Annotated in this window: 15 protein-coding genes; 8 read left to right on the forward strand and 7 right to left on the reverse strand. The window is 41.2% G+C overall.

From position 1 onward, the window contains the following. Nucleotides 1-76 precede the first annotated feature (76 nt). Both ACNS8M_RS03525 and ACNS8M_RS03530 read right to left on the reverse strand, forming a co-directional pair. The gene (locus tag ACNS8M_RS03525; RefSeq protein WP_419225135.1) at nucleotides 77-1,435 is read right to left on the reverse strand and encodes an NAD(P)-binding domain-containing protein; all 1,359 of its coding nucleotides are present in this window, start codon (nucleotides 1,433-1,435) and stop codon (nucleotides 77-79) included. Between the two features lie 663 nt (nucleotides 1,436-2,098). Then, nucleotides 2,099-2,305 carry a hypothetical protein gene (locus tag ACNS8M_RS03530; RefSeq protein ID WP_004975391.1) on the reverse strand — a complete coding sequence of 69 codons (207 nt, stop codon included), beginning with the start codon at nucleotides 2,303-2,305 and terminating at the stop codon, nucleotides 2,099-2,101. 395 nt (nucleotides 2,306-2,700) lie between these two features. Between ACNS8M_RS03530 and sbmA the strand changes: the two genes are divergently transcribed. The 4 genes from sbmA (at nucleotide 2,701) to ACNS8M_RS03550 (ending at nucleotide 6,387) form a co-directional block, all read left to right on the forward strand. Beyond that, nucleotides 2,701-3,897: a peptide antibiotic transporter SbmA gene (gene sbmA, locus ACNS8M_RS03535; RefSeq protein ID WP_419225136.1), complete on the forward strand. Its 1,197-nt coding sequence runs from the start codon at nucleotides 2,701-2,703 to the stop codon at nucleotides 3,895-3,897. A gap of 253 nt (nucleotides 3,898-4,150) precedes the next feature. Beyond that, nucleotides 4,151-5,107: a hypothetical protein gene (locus ACNS8M_RS03540; protein WP_419225137.1), complete on the forward strand. Its 957-nt coding sequence runs from the start codon at nucleotides 4,151-4,153 to the stop codon at nucleotides 5,105-5,107. A 60-nt stretch (nucleotides 5,108-5,167) separates the two neighbouring features. After that, a complete protein-coding gene (locus ACNS8M_RS03545; protein WP_419225138.1) occupies nucleotides 5,168-6,013 on the forward strand; it encodes a hypothetical protein in 846 nt (281 codons plus the stop codon). Continuing rightward, complete coding sequence (locus ACNS8M_RS03550; protein WP_419225139.1) at nucleotides 6,010-6,387, forward strand: hypothetical protein; 378 nt, start codon at nucleotides 6,010-6,012, stop codon at nucleotides 6,385-6,387. Before ACNS8M_RS03545 ends, ACNS8M_RS03550 begins: the two co-directional genes overlap by 4 nt. Nucleotides 6,388-6,519: 132 nt before the next feature. Here ACNS8M_RS03550 and ACNS8M_RS03555 read toward each other — a convergent pair whose 3' ends face one another. The 5 genes from ACNS8M_RS03555 to gatC form a co-directional block, all read right to left on the reverse strand. After that, nucleotides 6,520-7,728, reverse strand: a complete 1,209-nt coding sequence (locus ACNS8M_RS03555) for an IS256 family transposase (RefSeq protein ID WP_419225320.1) — start codon at nucleotides 7,726-7,728, stop codon at nucleotides 6,520-6,522. A 276-nt stretch (nucleotides 7,729-8,004) separates the two neighbouring features. Next, a complete protein-coding gene (locus ACNS8M_RS03560) occupies nucleotides 8,005-8,313 on the reverse strand; it encodes a hypothetical protein (protein ID WP_419225140.1) in 309 nt (102 codons plus the stop codon). Nucleotides 8,314-8,453: 140 nt separating this feature from the next. Further along, nucleotides 8,454-9,929: an Asp-tRNA(Asn)/Glu-tRNA(Gln) amidotransferase subunit GatB gene (gatB, locus tag ACNS8M_RS03565; protein WP_419225141.1), complete on the reverse strand. Its 1,476-nt coding sequence runs from the start codon at nucleotides 9,927-9,929 to the stop codon at nucleotides 8,454-8,456. Next, on the reverse strand, nucleotides 9,929-11,407 hold the full coding sequence (gene gatA, locus ACNS8M_RS03570) for an Asp-tRNA(Asn)/Glu-tRNA(Gln) amidotransferase subunit GatA (protein WP_286429147.1): 1,479 nt from the start codon (nucleotides 11,405-11,407) through the stop codon (nucleotides 9,929-9,931). Before gatA ends, gatB begins: the two co-directional genes overlap by 1 nt. Before the next feature lie 52 nt (nucleotides 11,408-11,459). After that, entirely contained in the window at nucleotides 11,460-11,774 is a 315-nt protein-coding gene (gene gatC / locus ACNS8M_RS03575; protein ID WP_168419202.1) for an Asp-tRNA(Asn)/Glu-tRNA(Gln) amidotransferase subunit GatC, read from the reverse strand. Nucleotides 11,775-11,911: 137 nt separating this feature from the next. On the opposite strand from gatC, the gene ACNS8M_RS03580 reads away from it, so the two are divergent. The 4 genes from ACNS8M_RS03580 to ACNS8M_RS03595 are packed head-to-tail and all read left to right on the forward strand — an operon-like array spanning nucleotide 11,912 to nucleotide 14,879. After that, a complete protein-coding gene (locus ACNS8M_RS03580; RefSeq protein ID WP_096901763.1) occupies nucleotides 11,912-12,958 on the forward strand; it encodes a rod shape-determining protein in 1,047 nt (348 codons plus the stop codon). A gap of 16 nt (nucleotides 12,959-12,974) precedes the next feature. After that, the gene (mreC, locus tag ACNS8M_RS03585; protein WP_168419203.1) at nucleotides 12,975-13,832 is read left to right on the forward strand and encodes a rod shape-determining protein MreC; all 858 of its coding nucleotides are present in this window, start codon (nucleotides 12,975-12,977) and stop codon (nucleotides 13,830-13,832) included. Next, the gene (mreD, locus tag ACNS8M_RS03590; RefSeq protein WP_178318225.1) at nucleotides 13,819-14,325 is read left to right on the forward strand and encodes a rod shape-determining protein MreD; all 507 of its coding nucleotides are present in this window, start codon (nucleotides 13,819-13,821) and stop codon (nucleotides 14,323-14,325) included. The genes mreC and mreD overlap by 14 nt, the downstream gene beginning before the upstream one ends. Then, entirely contained in the window at nucleotides 14,313-14,879 is a 567-nt protein-coding gene (locus ACNS8M_RS03595; RefSeq protein ID WP_419225142.1) for a Maf-like protein, read from the forward strand. The genes mreD and ACNS8M_RS03595 overlap by 13 nt, the downstream gene beginning before the upstream one ends. Nucleotides 14,880-14,893 lie beyond the last annotated feature (14 nt).

The raw sequence follows: 14,893 nt of genomic DNA on the forward strand, positions 1-14,893 counted from the left end.
CAAACCCCATGCGCATAACGTATGGGGTTTTTTTGATTTTTTACGGTCTAGGGTGATGGCTTTTTGTGTTTAAGCCTTACATTGCCTCACGTTGAGCTTCATCTTCTAGATAACTTTCCAAAGAATCATCTAGTGCATAAAGCCATGGTGTGTGATGCGGTTTAGCCATTTTTCCTGTCATCACTGAGCGATAAACTTTATCTCTAAAGCCCATAATATTTTCTTTTTTATGCTTTTTCCATTGCATGAAAATATCGTGTACTGCATCAATATTGAAAGATGGATAGTCGGTCTGCGCAATCAGGCGTTTGATGTAATCCCCTTGAAAACGTGCAGATTGTTCATCGCTCATTAAGCGTTGTTCTTTTTCATGTAAGGTCTGCGTATGACTTTGCATTTCTACCGTGCTTGGCAAAGCAATTTTGCCCATAATCACATCACGGACAAACCATGCTTGCGCATCGAACATATTGAAGGTGTACCATTGATCTTGCATGCCCAAATAGAACAAGCGAGGATTTTTTTCCCACACTACGCCCTGATATAAACCCTGCGGATAAAGACAGTTATGTGTTCTGAGGCGCAAGTCATCTTCAATAAATGGGAAGTGGTGTAAATAGCCCGTGCATAAAATAATGGTATCAATTTTGGCCGATGTTCCATCACCAAAATAAGCAGTATTTTCATCTACACGCAATAACTGTGGCTTTTCAGACCAGTTTTTAGGCCATTTAAAGCCCATGGCTTTGCTACGATAGCAACTGTAAATTTGCTTGGCGCCGTATTTATAACATTGTGAACCAATGTCTTCGGCAGAGTAGCTGCTGCCGACCAATAATACAGATTTGCCTTTAAATTCCAGCGCATCACGGAAGTCGTGTGCGTGCAAAATGCGACCATGGAATTGATCAAAGCCTTCATAAACAGGAACGCGTGGGGTAGAGAAGTGTCCAGATGCAACAACAACATAATCAAATTGTTCTGAATAATGCTGTTGTTGTGCATAATCTTCAACATCTACCGTGAATTTTTGTGTTGTTTCATCATAGGCAATGTGCTGAACGGCACTATTGAAACGGACTAAATCTTTGACCTGTGCTTTTTCTGCACGACCTTTGATGTAATCCCACAGTACTGCACGTGGCGGATATGAAGCGATTGGTTTTTTGAAATGTTCATCAAAAGTATAATCGGCAAATTCTAGCGCTTCTTTAGGGCCATTTGACCATAAATAACGGTACATACTGCCGTGGACAGGTTCGCCATGTTCATCTATACCTGTGCGCCAAGTATAGTTCCAGAGTCCACCCCAATCATTTTGTTTTTCGAAACATACAATTTCAGGAACTTGTAGACCTTTGGCCTTTGCTGACTGAAACGCTCTTAATTGGGCCATGCCGCTTGGGCCAGCGCCAATAATTGCAATTCGATCCATTGCTATCTCCATTAGTTTTGAGTTCTTAATTACCTCTCCAATTTTGAGTGTCACAATTCAGGATTTTTAAATATCCGCATTATTAAAATAAGCAAATACAATCCTAAATTTAGAGATCAGGTAGACCCTGTCAAAATAGGATGTGAATTAAAAAAATAGAAAAATAAAATACACAAAAGACAGTAAAAATTGCTTAAGCAATTCATCTTTATAAAAAAATGTGTTTTACAAGAAGCATGATCTTATCATAATTTTTGATTAATTTTGGTTTTGCTTAGTTGTAAAAGTGAATTTAAAGTCATTGCTGTTGTTGTTTTGGTTTGATTAATTGGTATATTTTATTGATTTTTATAGAGAAAATAAGATGAAAATTTAAAGCTAATTTTTATCTCATTTTGCCCAATATAAAGGTGATTTTGATGAGATTGTTGCAAAATCTACAATGATATACAGAGGATTGAAAACTGAATCTTAGGCAACATTTTCAGAGAGCCATACCCGAAGCGGACTTCTGAAAAATTAAAAGGATGCTGTGATTGATAGGTGTAATGAAAGTTTAGTTTTTATAAGCCATGAAAGCAGTAGCGTATTTATCAAGCTTTATCTAATGATTGAATGTGCTTTGCGTACATTCAATCATTAAAGTTTGTGGCGACTCAGTAATTAAAGTTTACGCCACACCTTATTTTCATCTTCTAAAGAGACAGTAAAGTTAAATTCGTCGTCTACGGTAACCAAGTAGGAGTTAGGATTAACCAATAAAACTTTTAAAATTGTACCTTGCTCGAATTCAATTGGTGCGCAGTTTTCTTTACGTAGAACAATAGGTTCAAGTAGCTCAATAGCAATGTTTTCTGTTGGAGATTCCATACCGCACCCTAAATGAGTTATTTTTAATCAACCGTATTATATAGTAAATTGATGAATAATCTACACAAAATCGTAAATTTGTGTCGGGTTTAAATATTTTGTACTTGAATTGTTGGTCAAAAAATCGCAATAAATTTGCCCAATACTTCATAATTTGACATTTTAAAAATATAAGAAATTGAAATTTGATGTAATTTCTTAGATGAATGGCAAATGAACAGCGCAGTAAAATATAGCCGATTGATGAAATTTACAGTTTTCAGCATAAAAATAAAATTATTGCTGAAAAAACAGCGTATAAAGTATAAAAGTTAAAGTATCCATTCACGCTTTTTTAAGTGGTGAAGGCACTGGGTTTTACATTCCAATTTAAAAAATAAAGGCTTTTTGTCTGCATGTTTAAGTCATTTTTTCCAAATCCAAAGTGGTTTTTTATTTCATTGCTTGTTTGGTTCGCGATCAATCTGGCTTTATGGTACTCGGGCGGTAGCGCATGGGGTAGTTGGATTGGCTTCCCGCAAGGATATGCAGAGGCCGAATTACCCATTGGTGTCAGCCGTTTTTGGTCACCTGCTTTTTTATGGTTTTATCTGTGGTTTTTTGTGGCAACGACGCTGTTTGCTATTTTCTGGAAAATTAAAGCAAATCACCCATGGCAGCGTTGGTCTGTATGGGGTTCAGCCTTTATTTTGTTCAATATTTGGTTTGGCGTTCAAGTCAATGTGGTGGTGAATGCTTGGTACAACCCATTCTATGATCTGATTCAAAAAATGCTGAGCAGTGGCGGGGGCGATGTCAATGAACTCTATGCAGGTGTTTTGACCTTTTTGTATGTGGCGATGGTGGCTGTGACCTTAATGGTCTTTAATCTATTTTTTGTGAGTCACTATGTGTTCCGTTGGCGTACAGCCATGAATAATTTTTACACGGCACACTGGGAAAAATTACGTCATATTGAAGGGGCATCACAACGTATTCAAGAAGACACCATGCGTTTTGCTAGAACCATGGAAACTTTAGGAGTCAATCTGGTAGAAGCCTTTATGACTTTATTGGCCTTTTTACCTGTTTTATTCAGCTTGTCTGTGCATGTCAAAGCATTGCCTATAGTGGGGGAAATTCCTTATGCGCTGGTTTGGGCTGCAGTGGGGTGGGCGGTATTTGGTACATTGGTGTTAATTGTGGTGGGTGCGAAGTTACCAGGTCTGGAATTTAATAACCAGAAAGTTGAGGCGGCTTATCGTAAAGAATTGGTTTATGGTGAAGATCATGCCGAACGTGCTGACCCACTCAGTTTAAAAGAATTGTTTAGCAAAGTACGTTTTAACTATTTCCGTTTATATTTCCACTATGCCTATTTTAACTTGGTACGCATTTGGTACATGCAATTGGACAATATTTACGGTTTATTTGTGTTATTCCCAAGTATTGCCGCAGGTGCAATTACTTTAGGTTTGATGATGCAAATTTCCAACGTATTTGGCAAAGTACGTGAATCATTTCAGTATCTGATTGCATCTTGGCCAACAATTATTGAGCTTTTATCTATCTATAAGCGTTTAAAGGCTTTTGAATCGACCTTAGATCCATAATGATGTAGCTCTAGACCTGTTCAGATAAGTCGCAGAAATGCTGTGCACTTATCTGAACAAATGTATGAAAATAATACAGGTGTTGTGGCACAAAATTATAAAAAACTGTGATGGGTTGTATTTTTTGCTCAAAATATTTAACTTAGCTCAACTTAATTCAAGATTAATCGACCATAAAAACAATGTGTTGGATTTGTTATTTTCAGCCAATTCATATATTTTCATTCATATAAAAACAATTGAGAATTGAGACGTGACCTGCAAAAAAATACTTTTGATGGGTGGGATTGGCAGCCTCTTATTTGGTTGCACAACAGTTGATCAATTTAGCCCAAATTCGGTTAAGCATTTTGCATCTCCCCAAGAACTGATTGTTCAGAAAAATTTAAATCAGCCCAGTGGTGCTGCCAAAGAATATGTCTACTATTGGGGACCGCAGCGTAAAGATCAACCTGCTGAATCTATGGTGCCGCGTAAATATATGGGCAGCTATTGCCAGTCGCAAAATGGACGTTTAACGCTTGCCTACAAAAGCTCAATGAGTCTTGTTAAAAATGCATGGTCGAAAAAACTACTGAATACCTACAGAGATGTCAAACAGGGCATTGGTGCTTACCGTTGTGTACGCAGTCAGGGGGGAAGTTGGATTGTTTCAATTGAGCCTGTTACTGAAAGAAAACTTGAACAACGTGGTGAAGCCCGTGTGGTGAGTTTAGTCACAAAAATGATGACTGAAGATGAAGCGCGCCGTTTTTACCGTGTCGCAAGCACTTCCAAAACAACCAAGGCCACAACAACGCCCGCCAAAGCAAACATTACTAACAAAAAGGTAGAAGAAAAAGAAAAGCCTGAGGAAAAGAAAGAAGTTGTGAGCCCACCAGTTAAAACTGCCGCACGTGTTGTAGAAACCCCACAGCAACAACAAATGCGTTTATATGTCGCAGCACGCCGAGACATCAATAGTGGTCGTAATCAGGTCAATGCCTGTAACAATGCACAACGTGCCTACAACTATGGCAAATTACAAGGTGCAGAGGGCACACGTATTTATACAGAATCTGGCATGCTGGTGGCACGTTGTTTAACCAGTGTGTCGAGTTATCGCGGTCGTTTTCCAAACGCGGAAGTACAAGCCAAGCGCATTTTGCAGAATTTAGCCAAAAATTATAATCATGCAGGCGCAAAAAATATGTTAAATCAAATGAAATAACCAACCCCAGCTTTATAAGCTGGGTTTTCAAATGAATTGAGTCATTTAAAAGAAAGCAAAATGAAAAAAGAAAACACAGAGCAGCGTGTAGATACGGGGACTTATTTTTCACGCATGCTGTTGAATGAGATGGTCGATGAAAATACGGTAGATTTAAGCGTGACACCGTATTTTTTTAATGAACGGGGCAAGCCACATTTCACTGCATTGAATAAAATAATTCAGAGAACTTTGCTCAAGACCGAAGCTGTGACAGTTGCTGATTTAAGTTGTTTAGCACCCATTCGGGTTCGAGCAAAAAATCAGAAAAAAACCAAATGGGGTGTGATCACAGAACTTGATTTTCCTGAGGTTACACAATCAATTGTTTATCAACCTTTCAAAATCACACCAGAATTGGCAGCAGCTTTTGGTATGCATTTGATTGGACAGGGCAAAAGTATCAAGATTGAAAATGATTACGATATCGTCAGTTATTGTGAATACAAATACGGAAAATTTGCAGCCTATGCCAATCCATATTTAGACACCGCACCCTCAGGGCAAGATCGGACTTTATTTCCTACAATTTGCACAGATTTAGAAGGGCATAATTTTCCGCATTTGTTTGTCTCTTGCGACCCTTATTTGGACTTGGTGATTTCTGTTGGGATATATGACAGCAAACAACAAACTTTAGTTGTGGCAGATTTATGGATTCCAGCAGGCTATGCGGTCTATATTCCGCCACAAAAAATTGATGATACGACTGAAAAAATATATCTGCATAACAACCGAAATAGTGCAAATGCCTGTTGGGGCAGCAATGTCATGCATGAGCAGATTAAGACACATACTTTGCTTGATACACAAGGCCGTATTCATTGGTTTTGGAATCGACTATCCACGGAGCATCCACAGTTATGAAGTTAAAACATTTGCTGCATAGCACAATTAAAATTTCAGGATTCAGCGCATTGGCTTTATTTAGTTTTAATGTTTCTGCCAAAAGCCTGAAACAAGCCACTGCGCATGATTATGTGACAGAGCGTTATTATTTGGGGCTAGATTCTAATCGTGCTATAGAGGAAAAGATGACTCGAGCCAGACTCAGGGGCGATGAGCGCGAACAAATCCGTATTTTGTGTGTAGATGTTCGTAAGTACTATCAAGATGTTATTGCTTTAAACCAAGCCAATCGACATTTTAATCCAAAGAAAATTGATGCTGAAACCAAAGAATATCGTGTACTACTCAAGGGTTTAGATAAGGAAAATGTTTGTAAAGACCTCGGTTTTTAATAGAAGGTTTGTTGGTAATTTTAATATTCGATTGAGGGTGTGATATTTCCTCTCGCTGTGGGAATGGGAGATAAAATTAAATAAGATTTGGATGAGCCTGTAAATAATTTTGTGTAATTGCTTTTCATAAATTTAAAGGTGATTGCTTAAGCGGTCACCGAATTCAATAATAAAGCGGCTCATGGCTAAACGCCAGTCGCGAATAGGCATATTCCACTTTTTAGACGCTGCATCAATTGCCAGGTAAATCACTTTACGTACAGAATCATCCGTTGGAAAGACTTTACGCTTTTTGATCGCCTGACGTATTACGCTGTTTAATGATTCGATCGCATTGGTGGTATAGATGGCTTTGCGTATCTCGGCTGGATAAGCAAAGAAGGTATTTAGATTCTCCCAGTGTGTACGCCAGCTTTTGCTGATCTGTGGGTACTTGTCATCCCATGTTTGGGCGAATTGATCCAAGGCCATCAAGGCTGCCTCTTCAGTAGGTGACTGATAAACGGCTTTTAAATCCTGAGTGACCGCCTTGTAATCTTTCCATGATACGTATTTCAAGCTGTTACGCAGCATATGGATAATGCACAGCTGGATATGGGTTTGCGGGTATACGCTGTTAATGGCATCAGGAAAGCCTTTTAGTCCATCCACACAGGCAATTAGAATATCCTGCAACCCTCGGTTTTTAAGCTCAGTCAGGACAGTCAGCCAGAACTTAGCGCCTTCATTCTCCGCCATCCACATACCGAGCAGTTCTTTGTGTCCATCAAGATTAATGCCCAAGGCTAGGAATACAGCCTTATTGATAACACTGCCATTATGACGGACTTTGACCACAATGCAGTCCATATAGACGATAGGATAGATCGCATCTAATGGACGGTTTTGCCATTCAGCAACCTGCTCCTTAACAGCATCTGTCACCCTGGAAATAAGCGTTGGAGATACATCGGCATCGTACATTTCCTTGAAAGTAGCCACGATTTCACGGGTGGTCATGCCTTTGGCATAAAGGGATAGAATTTGGCTATCCATTTGCGTGATACGGGTCTGATTCTTTTTAATCAGTTGTGGCTCAAATGTGCCATCACGATCTCGTGGTGTGGTGATTTCAATCTCACCATCATCACTCAGGAGGGTCTTACTGGAATAGCCATTACGGGCATTAGAACCGTTCTTACGAGCATTCTTTTCATGTCCGAGGTGTTCGGTAAGTTCGGCATTGAGAGCCGTTTCAACAGTGAGTTTAGTCAACAATCGGGTGAATTGATTGAGATCGTCTTCTGTTTTGATTCCTTTAGCAAATTCTGCTGCAAGGTCTTTTAGTTTTTGTTCGTTCATCATGTTGCCTGACTCCGTTGTGAATATGAACATAGCAAATTCAGGCAATTACACAATTTAATTTACAGTCTCATTTGGATATAACTTCTCAAATTCTTTATTCACTGCTTCGCCACGTAATAAATAGCCTTTAGGTTGGATATAGCTATAAATTTCCCGAGTAGGTTGTTCATGCCAACCGATGTTGAAAGCACATAGTTTTGGGAAAAGTTGCAGATGGCTATAGTTATAATTGATAGAAGCTTATTAATGTAAATAAGCTTCTATTAAATAGAGTTACTTCGATGCTGGAGATGTTAAACAATTCTTCTGTACAGCCATCTTTTGCACAGCTTCGTATTCTCCTTTCAATCTTGAGAACTCTGCTTCCTGAGCTTTATTTCCTCCAATAAAGAAGAGTGCTGGCCAAAAAAGTACTAATCCTGCACCTGTTACCCATTTGTCACGTGTTGCACGAGAATCTACTGAACCGCCAATTTCAGCTACTCTGTTTTGAATGTTGCTAGCCTCTTGTCCTAGCTGATCACAGCTATATTGCTGATACTGTAAGGTTCTTGGATGAAGTAGCACATCCTGTGAATACAACGCAACTCAATATCAGGCTTATTGCTCTTTTCATTTTGTTATCCCCCTCATTTTATCTGTGATAGCACAAGATTTAAATATAAAAAACCCCGCATTAAGCGAGGTTTTTATAACATAAAATCAATTAATTATCGAATAAATTATCCAATCAATTTCTTCATTAATTCATTCACTTGAGCAGGGTTGGCTTTACCCTTAGACGCTTTCATCACTTGACCGACTAAACCGTTGAAGGCTTTGTCTTTACCAGACTTATATTCTTCAACCATTTTTTCGTTGGCAGCAAGCACTTCCTTAATAATCGCTTCAATCGCACCTGTATCAGTTTCCTGTTTCAAGCCTTTTTCAGCAATAATTTCGTCTGCAGTTTTGCCTTCATCCCACATAAAGCCGAACACTTGTTTTGCAATCTTACCGCTAATCGTGTTGTCCACAATACGCGCGATCATACCGCCAAGTTTCTTGGCAGATACAGGAGAGTCTGCTAAATCTAAACCTGCTTTATTGAGTGCACCTGAGAATTCACCCATCACCCAGTTTGCTGCAATTTTACCTTGCGCCGCACCACCTGCTGCAGCAACCACAACTTCGTAAAATTCAGACATTTCACGAGTTAGTGTTAAAACGTGAGCATCGTATTCAGTCACAGCAAAGTCTGCTACAAAACGTGCACGACGTGCCGCAGGCAATTCAGGCATGGTGGCTTTAATTGCTTCAATTTGCGCATCTGGAATAACCACAGGCAATAAGTCTGGATCAGGGAAGTAGCGGTAATCGTTCGCTTCTTCTTTCGAGCGCATCGAACGCGTTTCCATCTTCACCGGGTCAAACAAACGTGTTTCCTGATCAATGGTGCCATCCCATTCCAAAATTTCCATTTGACGTTCAATTTCAACATTGATCGCTTGTTCAATGAAACGGAATGAGTTCAGGTTTTTCAATTCACAACGTGTACCGAAAGGTTGCCCCGGACGACGTAATGACACGTTACAGTCAGCACGGAATGAGCCTTCTGCCATGTTGCCGTCAGAAATACCTAACCAACGCACTAGCGTATGAATCGCTTTAATATACGCTACGGCTTCTTCAACCGAACGCATATCGGGTTCAGATACGATTTCAAGCAAAGGCGTACCTGCACGGTTGAGGTCAATACCTGACATGCCTTCAAACTGATCGTGAATCGACTTACCAGCATCTTCTTCAAGGTGTGCACGGGTTACACCAATGCGTTTGGTCGTGCCATCTTCAAGTTGGATGTCGATATGACCCAAACCGACAATTGGGTTGTCCATCTGGCTAATTTGGTAGCCTTTAGGCGAGTCAGGGTAGAAGTAGTTTTTACGTGCAAAGACAGAAGCTTGATCGATATAAGCATCAATCCCTAAACCGAAGCGAATCGCTAAATCTACCACTTCTTTATTTAAAACAGGCAGTACACCCGGCATGGCTAAATCAACAAGGCTGGCTTGTGTATTTGGGTCTTGACCAAACTCGGTGGATGAACCTGAGAAGATTTTAGAATTGGTTGCAAGTTGCGTGTGAATTTCAATCCCAATCACGACTTCCCAGCCATCAATTAGGTTTGATTTCGCTTTCTTTTGATTGCTCGCCATTATGCATTCTCCTCAGCAATTGCCGCGCGTTTGCTATGCCAGTCTGTCGCTTGTTGGTACTGATGTACCACAGATAACAGTTGTGATTCAGACCAGTAGTTGCCAATCAGTTGTAAACCAACAGGCAAGTTGTCTTGGTCAAAGCCAACAGGTGCACTAATTGCTGGTAAGCCTGCCAAGTTCACCGCGATGGTGTAAATATCGCCCAAATACATTTCAACAGGGTCTAAAGATGCGCCAATTTTGTATGCAGTGGTTGGTGCAGTCGGTGCTGCAATTACATCTACCTGCTCAAAGGCTTTTAAGAAGTCTTGCTGAATTAAACGACGAACTTTTTGCGCTTTCACGTAGTAGGCATCGTAATAACCTGCAGAAAGGGCATAAGTACCAATCAAGATACGACGTTGTACTTCTGCACCAAAGCCTTCAGAACGTGAGCGTTTGTAAAGGTCTAAAATATCTTGCGGATTTTCTGCACGGTAGCCATAACGCACACCATCGTAACGTGAAAGGTTAGATGATGCTTCTGCAGGAGCAATCAGGTAGTAAGTCGGGACGTAGCTTTCAGTCATGTTGAGGTCAATTTCAACAAGAACTGCGCCCAATTCTTCTAATTTTTTCAGTGATTCTTCAACACGTGCTTTGACTGCAGCATCTAAACCAGCCACATTGAAGTATTGTTTTGGAATACCAATACGTAAGCCTTTAAGCGCTGTCGCATTGAGGTTCGCTACATAATCTTCAACCGCTTTATCCATAGAGGTTGAGTCTTTGGCATCGTGACCTGCCATCACATTCATTAAGTAAGCACAGTCTTCTGCAGAGCGCGCCATCGGGCCTGCCTGATCTAAAGAAGATGCATAAGCAATGATGCCGTAACGTGAAACACGTCCATAGGTTGGTTTAAGACCAGTTAAACCACAGAATGATGCAGGCTGACGAATTGAACCGCCAGTGTCTGTACCCGTAGCAAAAGGAGCAAGGTCAGCCGCTACAACGGCTGCCGAACCACCCGATGAACCACCTGGTACGTGATCTAGCGCCCATGGGTTTTTGGTTGCGCCGTAGAATGAACTTTCAGAGGTTGAACCCATTGCGAATTCGTCCATGTTCACTTTACCTAAAGTGACCAAACCTGCTGTTTTACCTTGTGCAACCACGGTTGCATCATAAGGTGAAATAAAGTTATCCAGCATTTTTGAACCCGCAGAGGTTTTAATGCCTTGAGTACAAAAAATATCTTTGTGCGCAACAGGCACGCCTGTTAAAGCTGTTGCTTGACCTGCCTGACGTAAGGCATCGGCAGCATCTGCCTGAGCCAATGCAACTTCATTGGTCACAGTCACATAAGAGCGTACTTGAGGATCAATTTTTGCAATACGTTTTAAATAATGTTCAGTCAGTTCGCGAGAGGAGAATTTGGCTGCCGCTAAACCCTCAGAGATTTCACGAATCGATAAGCGATGTAAATCTGTCATGAGAAAAATTCTTTTACCTTTTTATGAAGTCAAAATGTAACAGCCGAATAAATTATTCAATCACTCGTGGAACAAGGTACAAGCCATCCTGAACTGCAGGAGCAACAGCTTGATATTGTTCACGATGATTCTGTTCAGTTACCACGTCTTCACGTAATGGTTGCGGGTGGTCAAATGGACTTTTTAAAGGCTCTACGTCATCAGTATTAATGCCTTTTAAGCTTTCCATCATGCCTAAAATTTTATTTAGACTTTGAGCATATTCAGCAGATTGCGTATCATTGAGTTTAAGACGGGCAAGATTGGCAATTGCTGAAACTGTTTGTGCATTTAAATCTGCAGAATGCTGAGCATCCGAGGTAGACATAACATCACCTAAAATCAGTATTAATAAAAAATTTCAAAATATCGTGCGTTATAATAAGCGATTGACTTGTTCAACGCACCACATTTAGTTAAAGTTGCCAACTTGCGTCCACATAAAGTTTAATCGAGAACGACTCCGTGATTCTAAAACGACTAATTGGCTTGTTTTCGCCAGACCTAGCCATTGATTTAGGTACAGCAAATACACTTATTTATGCGCCAGGACGAGGCATTATATTAAATGAACCGACGGTTGTGGCAATTCGTCACAGCGGTTCACAGAAAATTGTTGCCGCAGTCGGTCTTGATGCCAAACAAATGTTGGGTCGTACCCCTGCAAATATTTCTGCAATTCGCCCTATGAAAGATGGTGTAATCGCTGATTTTGAAGTGACTGAAACCATGCTTAACCAATTTATTGGTAAAGTGCATGAAAAGCGCTTATTCCCACCTGCACCACGTGTAGTGGTGTGTGTGCCATGTAAATCTACCTTGGTAGAACGCCGTGCCATTCGTGAAGCGGTATTCAATGCGGGTGCTCGTGATGTCCGCCTGATTGAAGAACCGATGGCCGCTGCAATTGGTGCGGGTATGCCAGTTGAGCAAGCTTGTGGTTCTATGGTGGTCGATGTTGGCGGTGGTACAACAGAAATCGCCATTATTTCATTACAGGGTTGCGTGTATTCAGATTCATTGCGTATTGGTGGCGATGTGTTTGATGAGCAAATCATTAACTATGTGCGTAAGGCGCATGGCTGTGTGATTGGTGAAACCACAGCAGAAACCATTAAAAAAGAAGTGGGCATGGCATTGCCAGATGAAGGTGCTAAACCACTGGAAATTGAAGTTCGTGGTCGTAACTTGGCTGAAGGTGTGCCGCGTGCCATTACGGTTACTTCAGATGAAATCACCCAAGCGATTTCTGATCCGCTACAAAGCATTGTTGCCGCAGTGAAATCTGCATTGGAACAAACGCCTCCTGAATTGTCTTCAGATATTGCAGAGCGTGGTATTGTGCTGACAGGTGGTGGTGCATTGTTACGTAACCTAGATAAGCTATTGGCACAAGAAACAGGCCTACCTGTGGTGGTAGCAGAAGAACCATTAACTTGCGTGACCCGTGGCGGTGGCAAGGTTCTGGAATTCTTTGATAATCCAAACCACGATATGTTATTTGTTGGCTAATACATAGGATTCGGCGGTGCAAACAAATCTGTTTTCCAGACAACCGCCATCTTTTCGCTCTTTTATTATTGCGGTCATTACTTGCTTGGTCATCCTGTTTTTTAACTGGCGTGTTCCGCATGTAATCCAACCTGCACGAGATGTTTTGTATGCGGCATATAACCCAATTTATGCCCTTGCAAGCTATCCTGTATTGTCGCGAGAATGGCTAAGTCAACAAAGTAAGTCTGAAGCTCAGTTGCGTCGTGAAAATACCGCGATGCAGGCAGAGTTGTTACAGGCTAAAGTCCGCCTGCAAAAATTATCTGAACTTTCTGCAGAAAATACCCGCTTGCGTGGGTTGCTCGATACACCCTTAATCATTGATGGACGCATGGAAATTGCCGAAGTGATTGGCACCGATGCTGACCCTTTGCGACATATTATTGTGATTAACCGTGGCTCTCAAAATCAGTTAAAAGTCGGACAAACTGTTTTAGATGATAAGGGAATTATGGGGCAGATTATTTCTGTTTATCCGCATAGTAGCCGTGTCATGCTGCTTTCAGACAAAGAACATTCACTCTCTGTACGTCTAGAACATACTGGTATGCGTGCCATTGTGTCTGGTACGGGTGACCTTGGTCGTTTAAAAATGGAATATGTACCGACCAGTGCCAATATTCAGGTTGGAGAGAAAGTCTATAGCTCTGGCTTGGGCGAGCATTTTCCAGCAGGTTATTTGGTTGGAAGCATTGCTAAAATTAGCCGTCATAATTCAGGTGAGTTTGCCCAAATTGATGTCGTGCCTGCAGCACAATTGGCAGGTGGGCATCATGTAGTGGTGTTATTCTCAGAATCTTTAGCGAAGGAGCAGCCAAATGCCAATCGCTAAAATTGGACAAACCCGACTCGGACAAAACAAGAATAAAGATCCACTATTTCCGATTATTTTTTCTGTAATTGCTGCATCTGTACTCATGGTGTATCCGCTGTCTTATACAGGCTCGGGTTGGCGACCATTGTTTATGTTGATGGTGACCTTGTTTTGGGTGCTTGGGCAACCAACATGGTGTGGCATCTGGTTTGCCTTTGGTACAGGCTTGTTTGCAGACTTGCTCCTCGATGCACCTTTGGGCATGAATGCCTTGAGTTTTGTGGTGATTACTTTTGTGGCACGTTTCCTGACTCGTGAACGCCGTATTATGACGTTTGCAAATTTATGGGTCATCAGTGCAATCGCAATTTTGGCACACCTCGCCCTGATTTGGGTGATGCAAGTCATGGGTGGGATTCAGTTCCCATTTGCCCGTCATTGGCAACCTTTGCTGAGTAGTATTTTGCTCTGGCCTGTGCTGTATTATTTCTTGCGAAAATGGCGCATTTAATTCTTGCCTCAAGTTCACCGCGCCGTCGGGAACTCCTGCAACAGCTTGGGCTGGAATTTGAAATTTACAGTCCTGACATTGATGAATCTATTTTGGCGGGCGAAGATGTTGCCGCGTATGTTGAGCGGTTGGCATGTGCCAAAGCTGACGCAGTTTTACAGCTATTTCCTGATGCTATTGTGATTGCTGCCGATACCAGTCTAGGCGTAGATGGGCAGATTTTGGGCAAGCCAGAATCCAAAGCACATGCCTTTGCCATTTGGTCACAACTTTCTGGTCGAAAACATGATGTTTTTTCAGGAGTTTGTGTGGGTACAAAACAGAAAAAATCCAGTATAGTGGTAAGTACACAGGTTGAATTTCAATCGCTTAGCCTAGATGATATGGAAAGTTACTGGGCAACAGGTGAGCCGATTGGCAAAGCGGGAGCGTACGCAATTCAAGGCATTGCAGCACGTTATATTCCGCGTATAGAAGGTAGCTACAGTAATGTTGTGGGCTTACCTTTGCATGAAACCGTACAGTTATTACAGACAGTTAAGGCACTAAATTAACTGCTGCACAAAAA

Source organism: Acinetobacter sp. A2 (genome assembly GCF_048537555.1).
In the GTDB taxonomy this organism is placed as follows: domain Bacteria; phylum Pseudomonadota; class Gammaproteobacteria; order Pseudomonadales; family Moraxellaceae; genus Acinetobacter.